This window comes from Candidatus Binatota bacterium (assembly GCA_012960245.1).
Lineage (GTDB): Bacteria > Desulfobacterota > Binatia > UBA1149 > UBA1149 > UBA1149.
This window is the reverse complement of the sequence record DUBO01000014.1, coordinates 4,376-28,557: the sequence shown is the minus strand read 5'-3', so window position 1 is coordinate 28,557 and position 24,182 is coordinate 4,376. Positions and strand designations below refer to the sequence as shown.

The 24,182-nt window shown below is 62.4% G+C and carries 16 protein-coding genes; 9 read left to right on the top strand and 7 right to left on the bottom strand.

The window, feature by feature from the left end:
* Positions 1–49: 49 nt before the first annotated feature.
* A complete protein-coding gene (locus tag EYQ35_02340; protein HIF62982.1) occupies positions 50–2,422 on the bottom strand; it encodes a hypothetical protein in 2,373 nt (790 codons plus the stop codon).
* Between the two features lie 106 nt (positions 2,423–2,528).
* Between EYQ35_02340 and hflK the strand changes: the two genes are divergently transcribed.
* The 6 genes from hflK (at position 2,529) to EYQ35_02310 (ending at position 8,517) form a co-directional block, all read left to right on the top strand.
* Positions 2,529–3,590: an FtsH protease activity modulator HflK gene (hflK, locus tag EYQ35_02335; GenBank protein HIF62981.1), complete on the top strand. Its 1,062-nt coding sequence runs from the start codon at positions 2,529–2,531 to the stop codon at positions 3,588–3,590.
* Positions 3,587–4,462, top strand: a complete 876-nt coding sequence (locus EYQ35_02330; GenBank protein HIF62980.1) for a protease modulator HflC — start codon at positions 3,587–3,589, stop codon at positions 4,460–4,462. The genes hflK and EYQ35_02330 overlap by 4 nt, the downstream gene beginning before the upstream one ends.
* A gap of 1,615 nt (positions 4,463–6,077) precedes the next feature.
* The gene (locus EYQ35_02325) at positions 6,078–7,112 is read left to right on the top strand and encodes a hypothetical protein (protein ID HIF62979.1); all 1,035 of its coding nucleotides are present in this window, start codon (positions 6,078–6,080) and stop codon (positions 7,110–7,112) included.
* 11 nt (positions 7,113–7,123) lie between these two features.
* Complete coding sequence (locus EYQ35_02320; GenBank protein HIF62978.1) at positions 7,124–7,360, top strand: hypothetical protein; 237 nt, start codon at positions 7,124–7,126, stop codon at positions 7,358–7,360.
* A 145-nt stretch (positions 7,361–7,505) separates the two neighbouring features.
* Entirely contained in the window at positions 7,506–7,808 is a 303-nt protein-coding gene (locus EYQ35_02315; GenBank protein HIF62977.1) for an arsenate reductase (glutaredoxin), read from the top strand.
* A gap of 49 nt (positions 7,809–7,857) precedes the next feature.
* A complete protein-coding gene (locus EYQ35_02310) occupies positions 7,858–8,517 on the top strand; it encodes an HAD family hydrolase (protein ID HIF62976.1) in 660 nt (219 codons plus the stop codon).
* A 22-nt stretch (positions 8,518–8,539) separates the two neighbouring features.
* Here EYQ35_02310 and EYQ35_02305 read toward each other — a convergent pair whose 3' ends face one another.
* On the bottom strand, positions 8,540–9,679 hold the full coding sequence (locus EYQ35_02305; protein HIF62975.1) for a CoA transferase: 1,140 nt from the start codon (positions 9,677–9,679) through the stop codon (positions 8,540–8,542).
* 259 nt (positions 9,680–9,938) lie between these two features.
* Between EYQ35_02305 and EYQ35_02300 the strand changes: the two genes are divergently transcribed.
* A complete protein-coding gene (locus EYQ35_02300; GenBank protein HIF62974.1) occupies positions 9,939–13,727 on the top strand; it encodes a DUF4215 domain-containing protein in 3,789 nt (1,262 codons plus the stop codon).
* 51 nt (positions 13,728–13,778) lie between these two features.
* On the opposite strand, the gene EYQ35_02295 is transcribed toward EYQ35_02300, so the two are convergent.
* The 4 genes from EYQ35_02295 to EYQ35_02280 are packed head-to-tail and all read right to left on the bottom strand — an operon-like array spanning position 13,779 to position 19,315.
* Complete coding sequence (locus tag EYQ35_02295; GenBank protein ID HIF62973.1) at positions 13,779–15,479, bottom strand: HAMP domain-containing histidine kinase; 1,701 nt, start codon at positions 15,477–15,479, stop codon at positions 13,779–13,781.
* 1 nt (position 15,480) lies between these two features.
* Positions 15,481–17,547 carry a TonB-dependent receptor gene (locus EYQ35_02290; protein ID HIF62972.1) on the bottom strand — a complete coding sequence of 689 codons (2,067 nt, stop codon included), beginning with the start codon at positions 17,545–17,547 and terminating at the stop codon, positions 15,481–15,483.
* A gap of 2 nt (positions 17,548–17,549) precedes the next feature.
* Entirely contained in the window at positions 17,550–18,518 is a 969-nt protein-coding gene (locus EYQ35_02285; GenBank protein HIF62971.1) for a hypothetical protein, read from the bottom strand.
* Positions 18,515–19,315 carry a hypothetical protein gene (locus EYQ35_02280; protein HIF62970.1) on the bottom strand — a complete coding sequence of 267 codons (801 nt, stop codon included), beginning with the start codon at positions 19,313–19,315 and terminating at the stop codon, positions 18,515–18,517. Before EYQ35_02280 ends, EYQ35_02285 begins: the two co-directional genes overlap by 4 nt.
* A gap of 432 nt (positions 19,316–19,747) precedes the next feature.
* On the opposite strand from EYQ35_02280, the gene EYQ35_02275 reads away from it, so the two are divergent.
* Positions 19,748–21,958 (top strand): PAS domain S-box protein, encoded by a 2,211-nt coding sequence (locus EYQ35_02275; GenBank protein ID HIF62969.1) that lies wholly within the window; start codon positions 19,748–19,750, stop codon positions 21,956–21,958.
* Positions 21,959–22,018: 60 nt separating this feature from the next.
* A complete protein-coding gene (locus EYQ35_02270) occupies positions 22,019–23,446 on the top strand; it encodes an aldehyde dehydrogenase family protein (protein ID HIF62968.1) in 1,428 nt (475 codons plus the stop codon).
* Between the two features lie 94 nt (positions 23,447–23,540).
* On the opposite strand, the gene EYQ35_02265 is transcribed toward EYQ35_02270, so the two are convergent.
* A complete protein-coding gene (locus EYQ35_02265; protein HIF62967.1) occupies positions 23,541–24,002 on the bottom strand; it encodes a hypothetical protein in 462 nt (153 codons plus the stop codon).
* Between the last annotated feature and the right edge of the window lie 180 nt (positions 24,003–24,182).

The following is a 24,182-nucleotide window of genomic DNA, read 5'->3' as shown; positions in this document are numbered from 1 at the left end:
CCCGCTGCGTGGGCTGGCGGCGTCAAGCGTAGTTGAGCGTCAGCGCAGGTCAGCGCCGAAAACGAAGCAGCAGGGCGGGTAGCAGGGTGAGGTCGGCGAACAGGCAGATCATCATGGTCGTCGCCGCCAGCGCGCCCAGTTGCCGGAATGCCGCGAAGCCCGACAGCAACAGCACCAGGAAACCGGACGACAGCATGATGGAGGTCACCACGATGGGCTTTCCCAGGGTGGCTATGCAGTCCGAAACGGCGGCCTCGGCCTGCATGCCGCGCGCGCGTCGGCGCTTGTAACCCACCAGGAAGTGAGCTGTGTCGTCTACCGCCATTCCCAGTGCTACGCAGCCGAGCAGGCTGGTGGCGAGCGACAGCATGGCTACGCCCGCTCCCAGCAGACCGAAGAAAACCAGTACGGGTACGAGGTTGGGTATCATCGCGAGCAGACCGGCGCCCGCCGAACGGAAGAACCTGGCCATGAGCACAAAGATAGCCAGCGCCGCGAAGGCAACGATGGTGGTCTGCGTACGCGCGAGGCTGTCGGCGCCGTGGTTCAGTAAGATAGTGTTGCCAGTGACGTTGGCTTCCATCCCGGCGGGGAGCCCGGCCCGGGTTATTGCCACCTTGAGGTCGTCTTCGAGTTGCCGGACAGCGGCCGAACCCGTAGCCGAGCTGCGCACCAGCAGGTTGGCGCTGCTGTGGTTGCTGTTGACGAGGCCCCGTACTCGGTTGCGCGGCAGCATGAACATGAGCTCGGCCACGCCGGCCTTGCTGTCGGGTACGCGCTCTGCCGAGGGATCGCCTCTTTCCATCGCGCGGTTAAGCGGGGCGATGAAATCTACGATGGTCGTGGTGGCCCTCACACCGGGTACGCGATCGACCTCGGCCTGCAGACGTTCAAGCGCGCGCAGCGTGCCGGGTTCGCGAAAGGCTCCCTCCCGCCCACCGTGCAGGGCCACGTAAACCGGCGACGCGCCGGTGAGCAGTCGACCGACTGCCGCAAAGTCTGTTCTCACCTTGGAGGCGGGGTCAAAAAAGGTCAGGTAGTCGGTGTCGACCACGATGCGCGGCAGCAGTCCGGCCGATACCACGGCTACAAGTGCCCAGGCAGCCAGGATGGGCAGGGGACGGCGCGTACAAAGGCCCGCGATCAAATCGAGCAGGCGCCGCAGGAGGGCGTTCGCACGCAGTCCCACGCTCGTTTGTCTACGGCTGCCCCGTGGCGGCAGCAGGGAAAGCAGGGCGGGGATGGAACACAGTGAAGACACGGTGGCCCAGGCCACGCCGGTGGCGGCCAGCAGGCCCAGCTCTTGCGTGGCAGGGATGTCGGACCCGGCAAGCGAGGCAAAACCCGCCACCGTGGTGGCCCCGGCCATGAGCGTGGGAGCGGCGGTGTCCTTGAGCGAGCCCAGGGCTGCGTCGCGCGCGTTCATGCCCTCGTCGACCAGTGCTTCGTAGCGCGCCAGTATGTGTATGCCGTAGACCGCGCCCACGCAGATGAGTACGGGGCCCAGGACGAGAGTGATCATGTTGAGCGGTCTGCCCAGCGCCGCCAACGTGGCAAAGACCCACAGGGTGGCCAGCACGCTGGCGCCCACCGGGATGAAACCCGCGCGAAGACTGCCGGTCACCAGCCACCCTACGAACGCGCCCACGGTCATGGCCAGTGGGATGAGCCACGACAGATCGCCGACCATGATGTGATGGGCCCGTGTCTTGACGTGCTGGCGACCGGTGACGTACACGCTCGCGGGTGCGGGAAATTCCTCGATGGCGATGGCCCGTATACTTTCGTCGAGTCCTGATTGCACGAAGTCGCCGTCACTCATGCTGGCAAAGGAGATGTTCAACGCTGCGGTGCGCCCATCGGCCGAAACGATGCTGCGCGGATAAACCCTGTCCGACAGCGCGCGCTCCCGGAGCGCGGCCATGGCGTCGAGGTCTTCGGGCACCCGGTCTATCAGCCGGCGCACCAGCACGGTGTCGATGTCGTTGTCGTAACCGTAGTGAGTGGTGGTCACCAGGCTGTCCACGTTGCGCACGCCCTTGAGCCGTCGTAGCCGGTTGCTGGCCGTCTGCATGGCGAGCAGGAACTCGGTGTTGAAGACCTCGGCTGTCTCCACGGCCACCACGTAGACGTTGTCGTCCCCAAAATTAGCGGTGGCCCGGTGGTAGGGCGCCAGCCCCGGGTCGTCGGGAGCAAGCATGGGCTCTTCGCTCGGGTCCAGGCGCATGCGCAGCGAGGGGCCGGCGGGGTCCACCAGCGCTGCCATCGATAGCAGCGAGAGCAGCAGCGGTACGGCCAGTACCAGGAGGGGGTGATCGACGACGCTGCGCGGCCGGTACCACGCCAGGGCGGCAGCGGCGATGAGCACCGAAGCGGTCAGCGTTGCAATCACGGGCAGGGTAGTAGCGGGCGGGGCAATCATCGCAGCGGAACCATCTTGCCCCAGTGCTGGATCTATAGCACGGCGCGACCCATCGTGGGCTTGGCATTGACACCACTCCTGCGCGCTGCAAGGGTACCCGTGTAAGATGTCCAACGGATACGGATCACCATTTGGAAACGGCGGCGGGCAGAGGCCGCCGACACCCGAGGAACTGCTGGCCCAGCTGGTGGCCAAGCTGCGGGGACGCTTCGGCGGCGCGCTGGGACTGGCCGGAGTTGGCTTGCTGCTGGCCTTGTGGCTCGCCACCGGCGTGTACCAGGTCAACCCAAGCGAGGCAGGTGTAGTGCTTCGTTTCGGCAAGGTGACGGCCACCACAGGGCCGGGCCTCCACTGGCACCTGCCGTGGCCCGTAGAGACTGTTCTCAAGCCGCCGGTGACGGTGGTGCTCAAGGAAGAAGTGGGCTTCAGGACGATAGACGTGGGGCCCCCGGCGCGTTATCGGCAGGTGACCGAAGAATCCCGCATGCTCACGTCGGACGGTAACATCGTGGATCTCGATTTCATCGTCCAGTACCGCATAAAGGATCCCAAGGCCTTCCTCTTCAACGTCCGCGACCCGTCCGAAACGCTTCGCGACTCGGCCGAATCGGCCATGCGCGAGGTGGTTGGGCGCAATACTATCAACAGGGCACTTACAGAGGGACGGCTGGAGGTGCAGACCGAGGCCCAGGTGATTTTGCAGGCCATGCTCGACCGCTACCAGGTGGGCCTGCACGTGGTCACCGTCAAGCTGCAGGACGTGGTTCCACCCGACCCGGTGCAGGACGCGTTTAAGGACGTGATCAACGCCGAGCAGGACAAGGAGCGCTTGATCAACGAGGCCGAGGGCTTTGCCAACGACGTGCTTCCCCGCGCCAGGGGCGACGCTGCGCAGCTGATCAACCAGGCGCATGGCTACTCGGAGTCAGTAGTTAAAGAAGCCGAGGGCCAGGCCCAGCGCTTCGATCTGCTCTACGACGCCTATCGTCGCGCTCCCGAGGTCACGCGCAAGCGCTTGTACCTTGAAACCCTCGAAGAGGTGTTCGCCGATGTCAACATGATCATCGTCGACGAGAAAATCGCGCGCGGCGCTCTTCCGCTGTTGCCGCTTGCCGGCGTGACCGGCTCCGGTGGCGCGGGCAGCAGGTCGGCCGAGGTTCCCCGGTGAACCGCCTGACGGCAGCCGTGGTGGCCGTGGTGGCCGCGATAGCTCTTGTTTACGCGGGCGCGTGTTTCAGCGTTGGCGAGTGGCAGCAGGCGCTGGTGCTCAAGTTCGGTAAGCCCATGCGCACGATAGTGGAACCCGGGCTGAACTTTCGTATACCCTTTGTCCACCAGGTGGTCTACTTCGACAAGAGACTGATGGAGTACGACGCCGCGCCGCGCGAGTTGATAACCCGCGACAAGCAACAGCTGGTGGTAGACAACTTTTCGCGCTGGAAGATCATAGACCCGCTCAAGTTCTACCAGACCGTTCTCACCGAGGCCGGGGCGCAGTCGCGTCTCGACGACATCATTTACTCCAACCTGCGCGAGGCAATCGGACAGGTGACCAGTACCGACGTGGTATCGGGCGATCGAACGAAGTTCATGGACGTGGTCAGGTCGAATTCTGATCGTAGGGCGGCCGAGTACGGCATCAAGGTAGTCGATGTCCGTATCAAGCGAACCGACCTGCCCGAAAAGAACGAGCAGAACGTTTTTCGTCGCATGCGCACCGAGCGTGAGAGGCTGGCCAAGAAGTTTCGCGCCGAGGGAGACGAGGCATCGACCAAGATCAGGTCGCAGGCTGAGCGCGAGAAGCGGGTCATTATCGCCGACGCGAACCGCGAATCGGAGATCATCCGCGGTAAGGCTGACGCCCTGGCCACCGACGTGTACGCCAAGGCATATGGCCGCGACGCTGATTTCTACGGCTTTATCCGCACGCTGGAATCCTGGCGTAAAACCCTGGGAGAACAGACCACCGTGGTGCTGACCCCCTCAACTGAGTTCCTGGAACTTCTCGTTTCCTCCCGCGCCTCGTCGCGAAAACGCTGAGCTTTCTTTCGTTGTGCCCCCCCACAGGGGGAGTCGCAAAAATATACCCTTGATGTAGTTGCGCGCGCCGTAGTATCTATGAGAGATACTATAACTCGGTTGCCGCGGTCGGGCGCGCTCCCACTGGAAGCTCACTACCATGAACAAAAACCCCTTCGCTCGTTTTTTGTGGACAGTCCTTTGTGTTGGCCCGTTGCTTGTAGCCTTGGCCTTTCCCTTTTCGGCTGCTGCCGTCACAACTGCCGACCAGGTCTGCGCTCCCGCCGATGACCCCTGCATTGTTAACTCTGTGGTGGTCGTTGACACCGGTGCGGTACTCGATTTTGGCCTGCGCACGTTGCAGGTAACGGGTGGCGGTACCCTGGACTTCGGCGGGTCGTCGGGGCAGGTACTCTGCGGTCGACTCGAACTCGACGCGGGCAACAACAGGGTGGATATCAGGGGCGCGGGAGGTTTCGGGGGATCAGCCGTGTTCCTGGTCAGGAAAGCCTGCAGTGGTGCTACGAGCACTCCCTGCCTCAGCGATTTGGAATGCGCGCTGCTCGGGGCGGGTAGCTGCACCATCGGTGACGGCAACGCGATCTTGAACGGCAAGATAAGGGGAACGGTGGCTAACCCGGGATCTGTCAGAATAACGGCCGCGGCCGGCGTCTCGGTGGGCGATACGATAGACATGGACGGTACCACCCCTGATTCTGACGGTGGGGACATTTCGATTTCAGCCTTGGCTGGTCCGCTGATATTGGGCGCCGGTCTGCAGGCCACCGGCGGTGGCCTTGGCGGCGGCGGTATCGTCTCGTTGTTTGGCGGACAGGATATTACAGTGAGCGCTGAAATAGATGTCGCAGGCGGAGATTTCGACGGTGGCCTCATAGAAATCGACGCAGTGGGCAACGTTAACTTGAACGCCCCGTTGTCGGCCAACGCGGCTGGTGGCGAAGGCTTTGGTGGAGAGATTTTCGTGACGGCTGCCGGCAACATCGACATAAGCGGTGGCAGCCAGGCCAACCGTATGATCTTCAGTACTGACGGAAACGGGGCCAACGGCGTGGGCGGTGACGGGGGTGAACAGCTCTACGAAGCCGGCGGAACGCTGCACGTTTCGCCTTACGTAAAGATTAGAGCCAACGGTGCTATTCCCGACGGCTTCGGAGGTGATGTTTCGCTGGAGGCCCAAGGCAGTGTCAACGTAGAGGGTACGGTTGAATCACTGGCGAAGGGTAGCCAGGGCGGCGGCGGGATCGTGGACATCGCCTCGCTCAGCGGCGACATTCTCCTGGCTTCGGATTCGATGGTTGAATTAACTGGCGGATCGGCAGCGGGCGGGGACCTTTATATATCAGCCTCTGGCCTGCTGGTCCTTGACGGCGACGTGGACGCTTCGGCTTCAAATGGCGGCGTGGCTGGCTCCGTGAGCGCGGTGGCGGGAAGCAACCTGCTGGTGAGCGGCAGCCTCCTGACCTCGGGTGCTTCTCTATCAGGCATATTCGGGGCTATCAGTCTCGAGGGCTGCGAGGTCCAACTGCTCTCGACGGCCGTCATCGAAAACCAGGGCAACCTGGGGAAAAACATCCTCACCGGGCATGGATCGGTGAGCACGCTGGCGGGCAGTTCGATGAACGCTGATCCGAGCGGCGAAAACAGGGCGAGGTACCGACTCGCGGCCGTACCACCGTCGCTCGCCGGCAGTCATTCGCCGGCCATCGTTACAGAACTGGTGCCGAGCCTTTCGCCCTGTGGAGATTGTGGCAACGGTGTAACTGACCCGGGTGAGCTCTGTGATGATGGCAACCTGGTCGACGGTGATGGTTGCAGCGCGACCTGCATAGACGAGGGCTGTATAGCCGCTACGCCGGGCTATCCCGCGGTGTCACTGTGTGACGACGGTGTTGGTTGCACGGTGGATTCCTGCGATGCGCAGGCCCACGTGTGTGTAAACGTGATCGGTTGCGACGACGGAATAGCCTGCACCGCGGACAGCTGTGTTGCCGATACCTGCGCCAACGTGCCCGACGCCAACTTGTGCGACGACGGCAACGATTGCACGGTGGATTCCTGCAGCGTACTTACCGGTTGTGACAATTCCCCGGAAGCCGACGGGGTCTCCTGCAGTACGTCTCCTGATTTCTGCACTCCCTCGGGCCAGTGCTCGTCTGGTAGCTGCGAGGCACTGTCGCCGACTCTCACCGGCCGCAGCCGGGTCAAGGTAAGCCTGAAGCCCGGCGTGGACACCGACAAGCTGATGATCAAGGCCGATCTCCCGTTGGCCGACTTTACCGTTCTCCCCAGCGACACCGGCCTGACCAGTCGGCTGGGAGGCAACAGCGGTTCGGAGATATGGATCGCGTCTATTCCCTCCTCTGCCTTTGAGAACAAGAACGACGTCAGGTTTAAGTTCAAGGATAAGACCGGAGCCTACGGCGGCATAACCAAGGCCTCGGTTTCGATAATCACCAAGAGGGGGGTAGCCCGGGTCAAGATCAAGGCCGGTGGCAAATCCGGCGGTATAGATCTCAATGCCGCTGCCGGACAGACCCTACTCACGGCAAGCCTGCTTTTCGGTGCCGACGTGGTGAGTGGCGAGTGTCTGACAACTCCCACCGTGGTGTGCAAGGTCACGGCCCGTGCCGTGAAATGCAAGAGTAACTAGCCCCCTGCGCTGTGAACCAGATTTCTGGACTTCTGCTCTGCCTCGTTTCCTGCATTGTGCTGTGGGCGACCCCCTTGTTCGCGGCTGCCCTCGTGCTGGCTGTCACCGAGGCCTCGTTGTTCGGCCTTGGCCTGGCGCGGTCGATTGCGGGGCAGGAGCCGCTGCGCCTGTTGATAGCAGCCGGTCACGTGGTGACAGTGTTGGCGGGATTCCTGCTCTTCAGCGGCCTGGCGATTATTTTTTCCTGAGGCGAGATCTTCTGCGCGGAATCCTTCATGGCAATCGGCGGTCGGTGCTTGTCTGTCCGCCTGCGATTGCTAAGCTCCCACGGCGGAGGAAAAAATGGCCAAGGTTACCGTTTATCACAACCCTTCTTGAGGAAAATCGCGTGGAGTGCTGGATGTACTCCAGGAGCGAGGCGTCGAGTTCGACGTCGTAGAGTATCTCAAAGCGCCCCTCGATCGTGAGACGCTGTCCGGACTCGTAGAGCTGGTCGGGGGTGACCCCGTGCAGATGGTCAGGACTTCCGACCGCAGGTTCAAGGACGGTGACTTGTCGTTGGCTCCGGACGCGGGCCTGCCCGCAGTCGTGGACCTGCTGCTGGACGAGCCCGCTGTCATGCAACGCCCGGTGGTAGTGTCTGGGAAGAGGGCTGTTATAGCTCGACCCTCGGACAGGGTACTGGAGCTGCTGTGAGCGCGCTCCGGCTCGCGGTCGGTCCAGGGGAGGCAACGTGGAGCCGCTGATGGGAGGCCGTCCCAGCTGCGCGATTTTTGATCTCGACGGCGTTCTGTTGGACACCGAACCCTTCTACACCCGGGCGAGCAGCGAGGTGGTGCAGAAGTGGGGCAAGACCTTTGATTGGTCGCTTAAGGCCAACATGATAGGGCGCCCGGCCATCGAGTCGGCCCGCTACCTCGTCGCGGCGCTCGAGCTACCCGTATCGCCCGAAGAATACCTCTCCCTGCGCACCGCCACCCTTGAGAGCCTGTTTCCGACCTCACCCGAATGCGACGGCGCACGCGACTTCTGCGCGCTGCTCGCCGGCGAGGGCTTGCGGCAGGCGGTGGCGACGAGCAGCACGCGCCGCTTGTACGAGATGAAAATTTTGCAACACGGGCCGTGGTTCAAAGATTTCGACGTTATAGTTACCGGCGATGACAAGGAGGTGGGGCAAGGCAAGCCCGCTCCCGATATCTTCCTGTTGGCCGCCGCACGGCTTGGCGCCGAGCCGGCCGACTGCGTGGTATTCGAAGACTCCCCGGCCGGCGTGCAGGCCGCACGCGCGGCTGGGATGAGGGTAGTGGCCTTGCCCGACCCGTCGCTGGGCCGCGAGAAAGTCGCCGACGCCGACCTGGTGGTCGACTCGTTCCGGGACCTGCAGCTTACCGACCTCTGGCTCTAGAACGGCGCCCGGCAGGCAGGCGTCAGCACACTACGCCGTCGGCCTTGAGCGCTTCCTGCTCGTCTCCCGACAGGCCGAGGTCCGTCAGTATGTCGGCCGTGTGCTGGCCAATGGCGGGTGCCTTGCTACCAGCCCGCCCCGGTGTTCGCAGCAGGCGCGGAGAGGGCGCGGGCACCGGCGGTCCCGAGACCCCGGCAACGAAACTCTCTCGTTCGACGCTGTGGGGGTGGGAGGCAACTTCGTCGATGGCGAGTATCGGCGCCACGCAGGCGTCGGTACCGTCAAATACCGCGCACCATTCGTCTCGGCTGCGATCGCCGAACACCGAGGCAAACTTTTCCTTCATCGCGGGCCAGGTTGACTGGTCCATCTGGGCAGGGAGGTCATCAGCGGCGAGACCCATGCCTTCGATCAGCGCTGCGTAAAACTGGGGCTCGATGGCTCCCACCGACAGCCAGCGCTTGTCCGAGGTTTCGTAGGTGCCGTAGAAGTGTGCGGCGCCGTCGAGCAGGTTGGTGCCACGTTCGGCTTTCCAGTAGCCCTGGGCCTGGAAGCCGAATATGAACGACGCGAGGCTGGCCGCCCCGTCTACCATGGCCGAGTCTATGACCTGGCCTTTGCCGGAACGTTCTCGCTCGAGCAGGGCCATCACTACACCCATGGCGCACAGCATACCGCCACCGGCGAAGTCGCCAAGTAGGTTGATGGGGGGTTCGGGCTTGTCGTTTTCACGGCCGAGCAGGTGCAGCACCCCCGACATGGCGACGTAGTTTATGTCGTGGCCGGCCATCGAAGCGTAGGGGCCCTGCTGGCCGTAGCCGGTGAGCCTGGCGTAGACCAGGCGCGGATTGCGCTCGGCGAGGACGTCTGGGCCCAGGCCCAGTTTTTCCATTACTCCCGGCCTGAACGGCTCTATGAGGGCGTCGGCGCTTTCAGCGAGCTTGAGCAACAGCTCGATACCCCGGGGATCCTTCAGGTTAATGGCAACCGATTGCTTGCCCCTTGCTAAGGCGTCCGCGGTGGCGTCTGGCAACATGCCGGGTGCACCTGGACGGTCGACCCTGATCAGCTCAGCACCGAAATCGGCCAGGATCATCCCGGCGTAAGGGACCGGCGCGAGCCCGGCCAGTTCAATTATTCTAAATCCTTTTAGTGGACCCATTCCTGACTCCTGTATTCCATGAAACAGTGGGGGTTAAGAACTGCGCAAAACAACGAAACAGCAGCCCGGTTTAGTCGATATATTACGCCGAGTCTACGTTTGCACCCCCGAATGGGGGGGGCAGGACGTTTAGGAGAGGTTTTTCATTGACACCGAGATGGCACGGAATGCATACTCGGCAGGCAGTACCTTGGGGTAGCCCCCCGCGGTGCGAGCCCGGGACTGGTCGGAGTGCGCGCAGGGGGAAGGATATACGGGTATGACCATAAACAATAGAGTTTTGACGATGACCTTGGCCGCACTGGCCGTTTCGGCCTCGATGGCACTGGCCCCGGCAAGCGCCCAGGCTCAGGGCAAGGACGAGCTTCACTGCCAGAAAGGCCTGGGCCGCTCCACCGGGCGCTACTACAGCGGGGCTTCGCGGGCCAGGCAGGCCTGCGTAGGGCGCATAGCAGCCGGCTCGCTCTCGCCGGTGACCGACTGCATTAGCGGAGAAGGCGATGACGTCACGGCCCTGCAAGTGCGCAGGGCCAAGGCCCGGCTGGCCTCTCGCATATCGCGACGGTGCTTCGGCGTAGACCTTATTTCGCTCAACTTTCCCGGTACCTGCCCCTTTGATGGCGACAAGCCCTGGACCAACATCGACCTGGGCAATTGCATCGACGCCAAGCTCGACGCCATCGTCGAGTCGACCATGGCTGTACAGTTTCCGCAGATCGGTGCCGTCCTGGAAGGAGCCGATCTACATTGTGTTCAGAAGGTGGGCCGTAAGGGCTCATCCCTTGCGACGCGGACCCTGAAGGCGAGAACACGCTGCCAGTCACGTCAGGACAGGGGGGTCATCCCCGCTGGGGTGGAGTGCATGGAGGGTATTCCTCCTTACGGCAACGGCACCGGTGACATGGCTACCGACCGCAACATTGAAGAAGCCTACATAAGGTTGCTGGCCAGTGTGCCCGAAGTGTGTGCGTCGGCCGACGTCGATGCGCTGGGCTTCTCCGCTGCCTGCGACGACCCTACCGGTGGGCGGTTCAATATTTTTGATCTCAAGTCGTGCCAGTTCAACACTCATCGTGACGCGGTAGAGGACTTGCTCGAAGCTTCTTATCCCAAGGCCCCCATCTGCGGCAACGGAATTCACGAGTACGGCGAGGACTGCGATGACGGCAACCTGGTTAACACCGACGCTTGCCTGGATACCTGCGTGGAGGCTTCCTGTGGCGACGGCGAGGTAGAGGCTGGTGTCGAGGAGTGCGATGACAGCAACTCGATCGACACCGACAGCTGCCGCAACTCTTGCGTGCTGGCGCGCTGCGGAGACTCGGTGGTGCAGTCCGGGGTCGAGCAGTGCGACGACGGCAATGCCTCGAACAACGACGACTGTCTCGATACCTGCCTGTCGGCGCGATGCGGGGACGGTTTTTTCTGGGCAGGAGTGGAAGACTGCGACGACGGTGGCGAATCGATCGCCTGTGACTTCGATTGCACGGTGGCGCTGTGCGGTGACGGCACCACAAACTCGAGTAGGGGTGAGACCTGCGACAACGGTGCGGCCAACTCGGACACCTTTCCCGACGCTTGCCGGAGCAACTGTCAGCCGGCCGGCTGCGGCGACGCGGTGATCGATTCCGGCGAAGTCTGCGATGACGGTAACGTCGTCAATGGCGACGGCTGCTCGGGTTCGTGTGTTTTTGAAGCGATCTGCGGCGATGGCGTGACGGAGTTCGAAGAAGAATGTGACGATAGTAACGTGGCCAACGGCGACGGTTGCAGCGATGCTTGCCTGTCCGAGTTCTGCGGCGATGGCTCGGTCAACAACTCGGGTAGCGAGCAGTGCGACGACGGTAATACCGGTAGCGGTGACGGTTGCTCTGGCAGCTGCGTGATCGAGTTCTGTGGCGATGGTTCGGTCAACAACTCGGGTAGCGAGCAGTGTGACGACGGTAATTTATCCGTGGGCGACGGCTGCGACGAGAGCTGTATTGTCGAGGTCTGCGGCAACGGAGTGTTGCAGGCAGGAGAAACTTGCGATGACGGTGGAGAGACGGCTGCCTGCGATGCCGACTGCACGGTGGTCAAGTGCGGCGATGAGACACTCAATACGTCTGCGGGTGAGCAGTGCGATGACGGCGCGGCCAACTCCGACGTCCAAGTCGACGCCTGCCGTACAGACTGCGTGCTGGCGGGTTGCGGTGACCTGGTCGTCGATACCGGCGAACAGTGTGACGACGGTGCGGCCAACTCCGATACCCGGGTCGACGCCTGCCGACTTTCCTGCGAGCTGCCCGGCTGCGGTGACCAGGTCACTGATACCGGAGAACAGTGCGACGACGGCGGCGAATCAGCTGCCTGCGACGACGACTGCACAGCGTCTGAGTGCGGCGACTCGACCATCAACGTTTCTGCGGGTGAAGACTGCGACGACGGCAACACCAACCCGAGGGACAACTGTAACGGCGAATGCCGGGAGGCCAGCTGCGGCGACGGTGTGGCATGCACCGAGCCCGGTTGTACCACCGGCCCGGGGGGGGGACTGGAAGAATGCGACCTCGACACGGATTGCTGCCAGGGCTGCGCTATCGTAGCCACCGGTTGTCAGCACCCGCTTTGCCCTGACGCCGGCAAGTTGGAGGTGTGGGCGGGCGTGGGCCGCGATTGTACGGTTGACGAAGACTGCCCGGCCGGTTTCTGTGACGGCGGACTCGGGCGCTGTCGGACACCCACGACGCTCGACAGTGGAGCCTCGGGTATCGCCCATGACTCCGACGTCAACGACAACACCACGGCCCGGGGTAACGTGTTGTGCGAGGGCCCCATTGACATGCTTCTCGCCGATACGGGCGGCTGCGGTGTGTGCGAACTTGCCGGTGTCGACCCGGTTACGGGCAGCTGCCGCTGCGCGAACGACCGGAGGCAGATTTGCGACAGCCCCTTCCAGCCAGACGCGGACTGCGGCGTTGACACGAATGGTGACCCTAACATCTGCCAGTGCTTTCTCGCACCGCCGTTCCCCCTGTCTTCGGGCGGAATCGCGGTCTGCGTGCTCAGTCGTTTTACCGATGATCTCGTGGGCACGGCCAACGTGGACACCGGCGAGTTGAAGACCGATGCCAGCCTGCGGGTAGAGGTTTACCTCGGGCTTGACCAGTTCAACCCTTGCCCGACATGTGACGGTGATACCGTGTATGCCGATGGCGTGCGTGATGGCGTATGCAGCTTCGGTAACAACCTGGGACAATCCTGCGACGCCACGGCTACAAACCACACCTTTCCTTTCGTGAGGCGTAGTTGCAGTATTGCGGGTAGCGCCTGCGAGAAAAACACTGACTGTCCGTCAGGCGAGAGTTGCGATAGTAACATCGCCGACGTGTCTGGCGGCGAGTACAGCCTCGATTGCTTGCCGGCGACCGGTAAGAACGTATCGGGGCAGGGATTGCCGATCGCGTTCACCCTGACCGCCGGTACCCAGGTGCTCGAGGCAGGGCTCACCTGCCCGTTCCCCTTTACCGCCAGCCAGTGTCATTGCCTGGTGTGCAACGGTGACACCTCTGTGCCCTGTTCCTCGAACGAAGAGTGCGCTGCGATTGGCGCGGGCACTTGTTCGGTAGTCGGAGCCGGAGTGATGAACGGCCCCAACCCCTGCATCTCGTTCGGTAAGGTCTGCACGGCAACCGAGAACAACGAGGCCGAGTGCCCGGGCGTGGTCGAGACCTACTGCGACGGTTTCATACGCGCAGCGGGGGATGGCTACATCACCTGTTCTTCGGACGGCGACTGCGGCTTCGGCTTGTTGAGCGCGGGTAACTGCACGCTGAGCAAAACCCGCGAGTGTTTCCTGGACAGCGTACAGGCCGATGGCATAGCGATACCCGGCGCACCATTAGTTGGGTCGGTGTTCTGCATAGCCCCGGTTTCGTCGGCGGGGGTAAACGCGGCCGCCGGTCTGCCGGGTCCGGGACGCGTGTTGCAGCAGGTCAGCTCGACCCTGTTCTGCGCCAACGACCATTCAAAGGTTTACACGCCAGGTGATCCCTCGAGCTGCGAGTAGCAGCCGCGCGACCGATCGCCGTTGCATCATCGCCGGCCGGGTAGCCGGGCTTCAGTGGAGCACCGGCGGCTCGGCGGATGCGGGGTACTGGCCGATGGCCGGCAGGGCCACGACCATGCGGGTGCCGCCCTCCTCGGGCAGCTCTACCCTTATGCTGCCGCCGTGGTGCTCGACCACCTCGCGGCATATGGCCAGCCCCAGGCCCGTGCCCCTGGGCTTGTTGCCGTCTGTAGTCGCTTGAACCTGGTGAAACCGTTCGAATACCTGGTCCACCTGGCTCTCGGGTATGCCGGGTCCGCTGTCGGTGATGGTCAGCAGCAAGGTGCTCTCACCGTTTACTGTTTCTGTCGTCGCTCCCATGACTACTGAGCCGCCAGCCGGTGTGAACTTCATGGAGTTACTGCACAGGTTGGTGAGCACCTGTATAAGGCGGTCACGGTCGCCATCGATGGCGGGCAGGGGGCCGGTGGCGTCTATTATAAGCGAGATGTTGCGCTCTTCGTACAGTGGTCGGAAGGTGGCGTATACGTGCGACAGGATACCGAGCGGGTCGGCGATGCGGTGGCTGCGCCACTCTACGCGGCCCGATTCGATCTTGGCGAGGTCCAGGAGGTCGTTGATCAGGCGGGAAAGTCGGCTCGACTCCTCCATGATGACGCCGCTGAAGCGTTCAGCGCTTTCGGGCTTCGTGTCGCCGTAGCGGTTGATGATTCGCGCGGCCGACAAGATGGCCGCGACCGGGCTGCGCAGCTCGTGTGATACGTTGCTGAGAAACTCGGTCTTCAGCCTGTCGTACTCGGTAAGTCTTTCGTTGGTGGCCTCGAGTTCCGCCGTGCGTTCGCGTACCCGTCTTTCCAGTAGGTGGGAGTGTTCTTCTACCTGGGCCCGCAGGCGTTTTTCTTCGCGGTACGCGGTGTCTGCTTGCTGTCGGGCAACGACGAGCTCGCTTATGTGTCCCTTGAGAGCAAGGCGCATATTCTCGAACTGTAGTGCCAGTTTACCGATCTCGTCTGGAGAGTCGGTCATGCGAATTTCCTGCTCGAGGTCGCCCCTCGATATGGCCGAGGCTTCCCGCGCGAGCTTGCTCACCGGCTTGAGCAGCCTGCGACTGAGAGCCGTCGAAGCAGTCAATCCCAGTCCGGCTATGGCGAAAGCAAACATGAATCCCAACGTCATCGTGCGGGCCAGCAGCACGCGACCGCGGTGCTTGGTCGCGAGTGCTTGCTGGTTTATGTCGGCCGGGTCGAAGGCCAGTCGCAGGGTGCCCCAACGCTCTCCTCCTACGTTTATACCGTGGGAGAGTACTACGAGATCGGAAGCCTGGTCTTGCGCGGTGGCAGGGTCGCCGCTATTGGACCGGGCCGTGTCGTCGACCAGGTAGGGGTCACTGCTCACCACCACTGTACCGTCTTCGCGGGCCACCAGTGCCCAGGACAACTGGTTGTCTTCGGTAGCCAGGCCACGGACGGTTTCGGCTACGAAATTGAAATCAAAACCGGCGATGGCATTTTCCATGCTCCGCGTGGTGCTGGCAGCAAGCAGCTGGCCGCGCTCTACCATGCCTTGTCGTAGTTGCACGGTGGCACTTTCAACCTGGTCGTTGAGTATGTGGACCTGTTGCAGGGTGAGCACCGACGAAACCGCGGCCACGCTGCCCACGATAGTAAAGGCCGCGGCCAGGACCATTTTTCCATGAAGACCGAGTCGGGCCCACGGACGGGGTGCCAGGTTTGCTGGGTCGAGATCTTTCAATTTAAAACTCCCTGCTCGCACGCAGGTAGAACGCTCGCGTTATTGGTGTGGCTGGCCTGACCGCATCCTCGACGAATTCAAGGTGGCTGCGATCGGCGAGGTTGGTAGCGACAAGGCTGAGATCGGGCCAGTTGCCGCCGGGTTTGTAGTGAACGGCCAGGTCTACTCTCAGGTACGGGTCCAGCCGGACCGGGCTCCCGGGGCTGACCAGCGAGGCGTTGACCACTGAGTCACTCCAGCTGAAAGTGGGGACTACTCTCAACTTCCGGTTGACGTTGATGACGTGGCGCATATTCCATCGCATTCGTGGTACCGACAGGTTGGTGCGCGGAAGTAAGCCGAGAAGATCTCCGGTGCTGCGCAGGTGAAGATAGCCGACGTTGAATTCGCTACGCCAGCGTTCATTAATCTGCACTGTGGCTACTCCCTCGCCGCCGTAAGCGAAGCCGTTTTCATCGTTGTCCAGTAGGGTAACGGCTATAAGTCGCGTCGGGTCCAGGGGATCGGGAACCACGGGCAGAGTCTTCGAACCGGTCCAACCGGCCAGGCCCTGGTAGTCGTTGTAGAAAGCGGCAAGGTCGAGCGCCAGGCGATCGCCGAAGCGGTGACGGTAGCCCGTTTCCAGTGAAACCATACGGGTATCACCCGCATTCCCGTCGGTGCTCAGGATAGGGAAGATGTTAACCCCCGGAATGCCAGAGGGAACGGGAAGCAGTGGAATCGTTGAGTACATCTCGCTGTAGGAAGGGGTATTGATCGCCCGCGAGGCGGCGGCCCACAAGGTGCGGTCGTCGTCCAGGCGGTGAACGATACGGGCAGACGGTTGAAAGTTGGTCCCGGTGAAACCGTTGTTTTCGATCTTGGTGCCCAGGGTCAGGCGCGTACGCGACCCCAGGTCTATCTCGTCCTGTACGAATCCGCCCACGAGGTTGAGCCTGCGGTCATTGACGGAGAAAACCACCAGCCCGTCGACGGTGTGAACGTCATGGGACCTGACGTTGGCTCCCCAGGTTGCCCGGTGAGCGGGATGCGGTCTGAAACTGTGTTGCACCTCCATCTCAAGGGTGTCTTTTTCGGTTTCGAAACAGCCCATGAAGGGGACCTTGCGGTCAACCGTGTCTCCGGCGAGTTGGAAGTAGGCAGCCGAACCATCTGCGAAATCCTTTTCCAGCCTGAACACCGACGACAGCATGGTGCTGGAGTAGCGGGGGTAACGACCGGCGGGCGAGCCGTCGTCGTTTCGGGCAATGTTGCCGACAAAACCGTCATGGAACTCGCCACTGCCGACTAGCTGCAGCCCGCGGCCGAGATCCCAGTCGAGCCGGTATCCGGCCCGTGTATCCTGGTGTTCATCGGCGAGATCTCTGCCGTTGTTACCACCGTTGCCGTTGCTGGTGGACCAGCTGCCGAACACGCGGTAGGAAAGATTTTCGTGTCGTCCCCCGTGCCGTGCTTCCGTCGTCGCGGTAGAGTTGGTACCTAACGACACCCTGGCGAGGTTGCCCCGCGTGTCGTTGGAGTCGCGGGTAATTATGTTGATGACGCCGTTGACGGCGTTGGCTCCGTACAGGCTGCCACCTGGGCCGCGTATTACTTCTATGCGGTCAACATCGGGCAGGAAAGTATTCCACTCGTGCCACACAGTTCCCCCGAAAATAGGAGTGTAGAATGGGCGGCCATCGAGAAGCACCAGAAGCTTGTTGGCAAATACCCCGTTGAACCCCCTCGCTGAGATGGCTGCAAAATTGGCATCAATGTTGGCCACGTTGAGTCCGGGCACAAGGCGCAGGGCCTCGGCAAGGCTGGTAGCGCCGGAATCGGCGATGTCCTCGGAACTGACAACGTAGATCGCCGCCGCGGCTCCCCACAAGGACTCGGCGTGCCGTGAGACCGAGGTGACGATGTCGGACTCGACCTTGAAAAAATCCAGCTCCGAAGCTGCGTCGAAACCCACACTGGCTTGCGGTGACTGGGCAGCGCTTGCCGGCGAGTTTACGATCGCAAAGAACGAAAGAACGAGGAAAGCCAGGCGCCACAGCGCCAGCGGTGTGAATATCCTGTTGAGCATGATCAGAAACCCTCCCTTGTGGGTGTGATGACGCGGTCGGCCATGTGGATGGTTGTCGCGTCCAGATCGAGTCCGAGTGCCATCGCTGTATCAGCGTTGACGACGAGTTTGGCCCCGAGGGGCGACTGCACGGGCGGCGCGTTGCCCGGGTCTGTTATGAGCTGTTCCACGAGCAAGGCTGCCTGCGAACCCATGGTCGAGTAGCTTGGTGCCACCGAGAGCAGGGCACCCGCCTTCACGAAGTTCTCTGAAAAGGCGAGGAAAGCGACCTCGTCGTTGCGGCAGCGCGAGGACAGGTAGTCAAAGTTCTCTCGCGTGACTACGACCGGATCGGGGACCATCCACAGCGCGTCTATCCTGCTGCGCATACGCCGGTAGGCTCCAGCCACCTCGTCGCGGTGGCCCACGGTCTCGTGCAGTATCTCCAAGCCGAGCTCGGATGCGGCCGCGCGCGCTTCGTCCACGGTATGGCTGTCGGAGTCGCTCGTGATGAGGCCTATACGGCGCAGCCCCGGGATGATGAGCTTGAACCTGACAAAGAGGTCGGCTGCGGGCAGCTCGAGACTTATCCCCGTGGTGGCGCCATCGGTGGTTATGTTGCGGTTCCAACCGATCGCCATGGCAAACACGACCGGGGTGTCGGGAAACGCCTCCCGAGCCGCGATGGCTGCGCGCGAGCCAAGGGCAAATATGGCCGACGGTCGCATGGTGTTTGCGGCCTGCTTGAGTAATTCGGAGTCGCCTTGGTCTAACCTGCTCCGCAGGACGACCTCTACTGACTCGCGCTTGCTGGCCTGGCGGAAGGCCGTTGCGGGAGGCGTGTACTGTGGCAGATCATCGCTCTTCACTATTATCACCCCGGCCACGGCCGTACCGACGGTCAACGCCATCGATGCTCCCATGAGCAGGGCTGTCGTTGCAGCCAGCAGGGCGAGGCGTTGGCCTCGCTCATTCCAGGTGGAACGAATCATCGCTCCACCTCCTTTCGGTTCGTCTTGTCCGCCATGACACGATCCTCTCTGTTTGCGATTTCGATTAGCTCGACTTCATCGAAGCCGAGAAGATTTATGAATTGCCTACCCTTGATACTGGAGCTGAGCTTGGCGATTCCGGCAGCCAGTCGGTTCGCCTCGTCGTCGTCGATGTAGCGCGTAGCGTACAGTCGCGGCAAGGGAACTTCCGGTGTTCGACCCAGTTCCACCAGGTTGTTGGTGCCGCGCGGATTGACGCGTGCGAGAATTTCAAACTGGGCCGGCGTAACCAGCGCCGCGTCAACCTGGCCGAAGCTCAGGGCAAGCAGTGCGTCGATATCCTTGGGCACGGGGAGTACCCTTGCCCCGTCGCCAACCAGCGAGCGTATTCCCGAAGCACTGCCGGGGTAGTCGATGGAGCCCGGGTGCGTTGCCGCGGCTACCGTCGCGTTGGCGAGTCCCGCGAGCGAGGACACCCCCTTGGTGGTCATAAGGATCTTGTGGTAGGTGTCGCGCCCATCGCGGGTCGGGCGAAGCAGCGCGTGCAATTGCAGGTTCCCCCCGTGCTCGGCGGCTACCCAGCCGGGCACGAGCACTAGCGCGGGCCGGGCGGTGGAAAGCTGGCCCACGAGGTCTTCATAGCGGGCGAAGGCCTGGAAACTCAGGCCCAGTCCCGATTCAGATAGCGCGCGGTCAGCGGCTTCGGCGAGAGTGCTCAGGTTGCCGGGCGCCCAGTCGGGGCTGAAAAAGAACAGCTCAGCGTCGCTCGCACGCGCCACTACTGGCGTACAAAGCACTAAGCACAGAAAACAGGCTGTCGTTCGGCGCAGCAGGTCTATATCCCCCGGTCGCCCACGAAGTAGCAAGCAGTGGGCCAGCCGTCGGGGTTGCCGATAAAGCGCCTGTTTTCGGGCCTTACTGCTGATTTCCTGTGACAGGTGGCAACAGCTTGCCGTTATAATTTTGCCGATACGAGGGAGTTTTACGTACACGCGCTTGCCCTCCACGCGGGCTGGGCTTGAAGGTCCTGCTGGCGGTCACGCTGGGCTTCGTCACCGGACAAAAATGTGACGCAACAGTATTTTTTTGACGGGGCGGTCGCGGCGGCTGAGATTCTAACCGCGTTGTGCCGCTGAAACAGGGGGCTGAACAAAGGGCAGGGATTGGAACGGCTATTGCATTCTCGCGGAGGCAGTAAGGCGACAGGACTGTTGCCGGGCGAGGAAAAAATGAGACTGGAAAAATTTCGAAAATTAGTAGTTGGCAGGATGGATGGCGAAGCAGTGGGGCCTGTCCTTGCCCGCTCACACACCACGGCACTGCTGTCCGTGCTGATATTCGGCCTGCTGGCTTCCTGCGTGCTTTACGTGATGGTAAGGGGCTGGGAGCAGCGCCGGGTGCAGGCTGATTTTTCTCACCGGGCGAGCAACTTTGCCATGGCCGTAGACGAGCGGCTGGAAGTGGGATCGGTTATCCTCAAGAGCTTTGTTGGCCTGTACGGTGCTGGCAAGGGAATGAACGATCAAGAGTTCCGGGCGATGGCTCGGCCGTTTACCTCGGGACAGCAGGGCCTGGGTGCCCTGGGCTGGGCGGTCCCCGGTCCGGGCAAAGTCGCCCGGGGAGGCGATCTGTTCTCCGCGCGCGGCGAGCAGGTGGTATCCACCGAACCCGTAAGCCAGCGATTCGCGCTGCGACTTTCTGAGAGCGCCCAGGGCGTGCCCGACCTGTTGGGCGTGGACCTGTCTTCGCTGCCCGGTGTGGCAGCGGTGATGGAAGAGGCGGGCGTGCGCGGCGAGGCAATGGCTTCGGCCATCTTTGACCTGGCCACCGACAGTGGACAGGAGCCGGTGTTCTTCGTGTTTGCACCCGTGTACCAGGCCCATGGAGAAGGCCAGGGCCGACCCGCGGCATACGCGGTAGGTTTGTTCTCGGTAGCCGACATTGTCGAGTCGTCGCTTCTCAACATGGACGAAATAATGGCGGTGAGCATAAGCGAATTGCTGCCCAGCGGTGGTCGTAGCTCGCTGCTTGAGCAGGGCTCGCCCGAGCTCGGCCGATCCCTTCAGGTTTTTGCGGGTGTTGGCTGGTCGCGGATGCTCGAGCACGGTGGGCGCAGCTGGCAGTTGGCCGCTGTACCGACCGAGGGCTACCTGGCAACCCAGCGCACCCACCAGGCCGAGGGCCTGTTGGTCACCGGCACGCAGTTTACCGTGCTCCTGGTGGCGTACCTGTTTCTCGCCGTCGGACGCGCGGCCAGGATCGAGCTGGAAGTCAAAGAGAGGACCGCGGCCCTGGCCACGGCCAACCGCGATCTGAAAAGGGAAATACTCCAGCGGCGTACCGCCGAGCGCGCCCTGCGCCAGGGTGAGGAACGTATACGGGCCATAGTCACCCATGCTGCCGACGGAATAATTGCGCTCGATCGCGATGGCAGGATTGAATCAGTCAACGTGGCGGCGGAACAGATTTTTGCATTGTCCGCTACAGAACTGCAGGGAGTCGCGATCAGCGAGCTGATGGAGCTGGCCGACGACGGTGACCTGGGCGAGCTAGTGCAGAGTTTGCAGGGAACCCACGTTGAGGTCACTGCCCGACGGGGTGACGGCGAGCAGCTTACCGTGGGGCTCGCTGTCAGCCGCCTGCCCGAGGAAGAGGGCGGCGGGTGTTTCGTGGCTGTTGTAAGGGACATGTCTAGAGAGCGCGAGCTTGACCGGATGAAGTCTGATTTCGTGAGCACCGTGTCCCACGAGATGCGTACCCCGTTGTCGGCGATAATATTCGCCGCGCGTAGCCTGGCCCGTCGCAAGAGCGTGGACGGAAAGAACAATGACGCGAGCGTGGAGAAGTTCTCCGGCATCATCGTCGACGAGGGTGAACGCCTGAACAGGCTCATCAACGACGTACTCGACCTGTCCACCATAGAGACGGGCCACGAGTTGTACCGTATCGTGGGCGTGCAGCCGGCGGATATCGTGGAGCGGGTGAGCTCCGTTGCCACGACGCTGGGGCGTCGTAAGGGCATTGATTTCTCGCTGAAGGTAGACGCCGACGTTGACCCGGTACACGCGGACCCTGATCGGATCGTCCAGGTGTTGATGAACCTGCTCGAGAACGCGATCAAGTTTACCCCCTCGGGTGGCCGCGTGGGCTTGACGGTAGCCAGGCATAACTTCAACTACGTTCGCTTTGTTGTCGAGGACAACGGGGTGGGCGTGTCAGTGGAAGACAAGGACCGGATATTCCAGCGCTTTGAACAGGGAGGCGACGTGATGACCACGCGGCCTTCGGGCACTGGGCTGGGATTGTCGATTTGTCGTGAAGTCGTGGACAGCCACGGCGGCAGCATCTGGGTGGAGAGCGAGCCGAACGAAGGCGCGCGTTTCAGCTTCATCCTGCCAGTGGTCGACAAGCGCAGGGCCTCACTGCGCGAATGCGCCTGAGCCGCAATTGACAGGGCCGGGCTGTACTCGAGCGGGGGCGCGCGCTAGTTTTGCTGCGTCGTGGTCGTAGACTCACTGCCTTTCTATCTCGCGGGTAGCCCCGAGACCCCCAACGCCGACCTCGAGGTTTTTGACAAGTTCAGCGGAGAGCCGCTGGCCCGCGTGGCCCTGGCCGACCAGGATACTATCGACAGCGCGATAGAGTCCGCCTGTGCGGCTGCCGCCGGAATGGCAGCCATGCCAGCGTGGAGACGCGAGCAAGTGCTGTTGCACTGCGTGGCGCGTTTTGAGCAACGCGCCGAAGAGCTGGCCCTGGGCCTCTGCGCTGAGGCTGGCAAACCCATACGCGATGCCAGGGGCGAGGTCGGCCGCTTGATCGACACTTTTCGTTACGCGGCCGGCGAGGCTCTGCGCATGGGTGGAGAGGTGATGCCGCTGGACATCAGCCCGCGCGCCACCGGCTACACCGGCAGCTGGAAGCGCGTGCCGATCGGCCCGTGCTCCTTCATCACGCCGTTTAACTTTCCGCTCAATCTCGTGGCGCACAAGGTGGCGCCGGCCATCGCCGCCGGCTGTCCGTTTGTGCTCAAACCGGCCAGCCTTACGCCCCTGGGTGCGTTGACCATAGGCGAGATACTGGCGGAGACTGATCTGCCCGCTGGCGCCTTCTCGATATTGCCGTGCAGGCGAGACGCGGCCGAGCTGTTGACCACCGACGACCGGCTTGCCCTGCTCAGCTTTACTGGCTCTCCAGCAGTCGGCTGGGATTTGAAGGCCCGCGCGGGTCGCAAGAAAACGGTTCTCGAACTCGGCGGCAACGCCGCGGTGGTGGTCGACGAAACCGCCGATCTCGCCGACGCTGCTGAGCGCATCGTGTTCGGCGCCTTCTACCAGTCGGGGCAGAGCTGCATCGGCGTGCAGAGGATAATCGTGCAGGCCTCGGTCTACGACGAGCTGCTGGCGTTACTGGTGGCGGCCACGGGTAAGCTCGTGGTGGGTGACCCGGCGCAGGAAGAGACCTTCGTGGGCCCGATGATATCCGAGGATGAAGCGGCAAGGCTCGAGTCGTGGATAGAGGGGGCGGTGGCCGCTGGTGGCCGCTTGCTCTGTGGCGGAGGGCGTGACGGTGCGTTGCACGAGCCCAGCTTGCTCGAAGGCGTGCCCAAAGGCTGCGAACTGGTTTGCCGTGAAGCCTTCGGGCCGGTGGCGGTGCTGTCGAGTTTTGATCATTTCGACGAAGCCCTGGCCATGGTTAACGACAGCGACTTCGGCCTGCAGGCAGGAGTGTTCACGCGCGATGTTCATCGTGCCCAGCAAGCCTGGGACGAACTCGAGGTGGGGGGAGTCGTCATAGGTGACGTGCCGTCCTGGCGGGTTGACCACATGCCCTACGGGGGCGTCAAGCAGAGTGGCCTGGGCAGGGAAGGCGTACGCTACGCCATGGAAGATATGAGCGAGATCCGCATGATGGTACTGCGTCGGCCCTGACGGCGGGCCCAGACCACGCCGTAGGAGAAGCAGGGCGCCGGCGGGTCAAAAAACGGCCCCCGCCGGTAAAGGCGAGGGCCGTGCTCAAGGGAGCTCAGTCGTCTTGCATGACGCCGCAGAGCACGTCGACTCCGTCCAGGGTGACCGATATGCTGACGTTACCGTCGCCGACCGCCGCCGGTGGGGCGACGCTCGTGTCGGGGTCGTCCTTGTCGATATTGCTATCGAAATTAAGGTCGCCACAGCAGTCACCGAGGGCGTCACAGCCGGTACACACCAGGCCCAGGGGACCGACTTCGTTGCCGTCTACGAGCACACCGACAGCAGTTACAGCACCGATGTCGGTAGCGTCGCCCACAACTTCTACCGAGAACTTAGTGCGATCACCCTTGGCTTCGAACTTGGCCGAGCCCTCGACGTCAAGCCCGCTCCAGGCCCCGCATCCCTGCAGATCGGCTCGCAGCTTGCTTGTATTGTCCTTGGCCATCGCGGGGGTGCAGAGCAGCCCACCGACGATGACAATCGAAAGAATAGAAAGAAAGTATTTCATTTTCATTGCCTCCATTGGATTCGGTCTGTTCCGAAAAGCCCCGTCTCGTTCGGACGGCTTTTTATTCCAATTTCCGTGCCAGCGGGCAGGCTCCAATTCCGGCAGCATAAAGAAAAATTGTGTATATCCTCAGTTGTAACCGGTTGGGTGTTCACCCCCATATCAGGGGGAATCCCCCCCCCCCCC

What these genes read in the sequence shown, in the direction of transcription:
- EYQ35_02325 (HIF62979.1), top strand. Translation starts at nt 6,078, where the DNA reads ATGAACGCTGATCCGAGCGGCGAAAACAGGGCGAGGTACCGACTCGCG.
- EYQ35_02290 (HIF62972.1), bottom strand. Translation starts at nt 17,547, where the DNA reads ATGCTCAACAGGATATTCACACCGCTGGCGCTGTGGCGCCTGGCTTTC.
- EYQ35_02285 (HIF62971.1), bottom strand. Translation starts at nt 18,518, where the DNA reads ATGATTCGTTCCACCTGGAATGAGCGAGGCCAACGCCTCGCCCTGCTG.
- EYQ35_02305 (HIF62975.1), bottom strand. Translation starts at nt 9,679, where the DNA reads ATGGGTCCACTAAAAGGATTTAGAATAATTGAACTGGCCGGGCTCGCG.
- EYQ35_02310 (HIF62976.1), top strand. Translation starts at nt 7,858, where the DNA reads ATGGGAGGCCGTCCCAGCTGCGCGATTTTTGATCTCGACGGCGTTCTG.
- hflK (HIF62981.1), top strand. Translation starts at nt 2,529, where the DNA reads ATGTCCAACGGATACGGATCACCATTTGGAAACGGCGGCGGGCAGAGG.
- EYQ35_02300 (HIF62974.1), top strand. Translation starts at nt 9,939, where the DNA reads ATGACCATAAACAATAGAGTTTTGACGATGACCTTGGCCGCACTGGCC.
- EYQ35_02265 (HIF62967.1), bottom strand. Translation starts at nt 24,002, where the DNA reads ATGAAAATGAAATACTTTCTTTCTATTCTTTCGATTGTCATCGTCGGT.
- EYQ35_02275 (HIF62969.1), top strand. Translation starts at nt 19,748, where the DNA reads ATGAGACTGGAAAAATTTCGAAAATTAGTAGTTGGCAGGATGGATGGC.
- EYQ35_02340 (HIF62982.1), bottom strand. Translation starts at nt 2,422, where the DNA reads ATGATTGCCCCGCCCGCTACTACCCTGCCCGTGATTGCAACGCTGACC.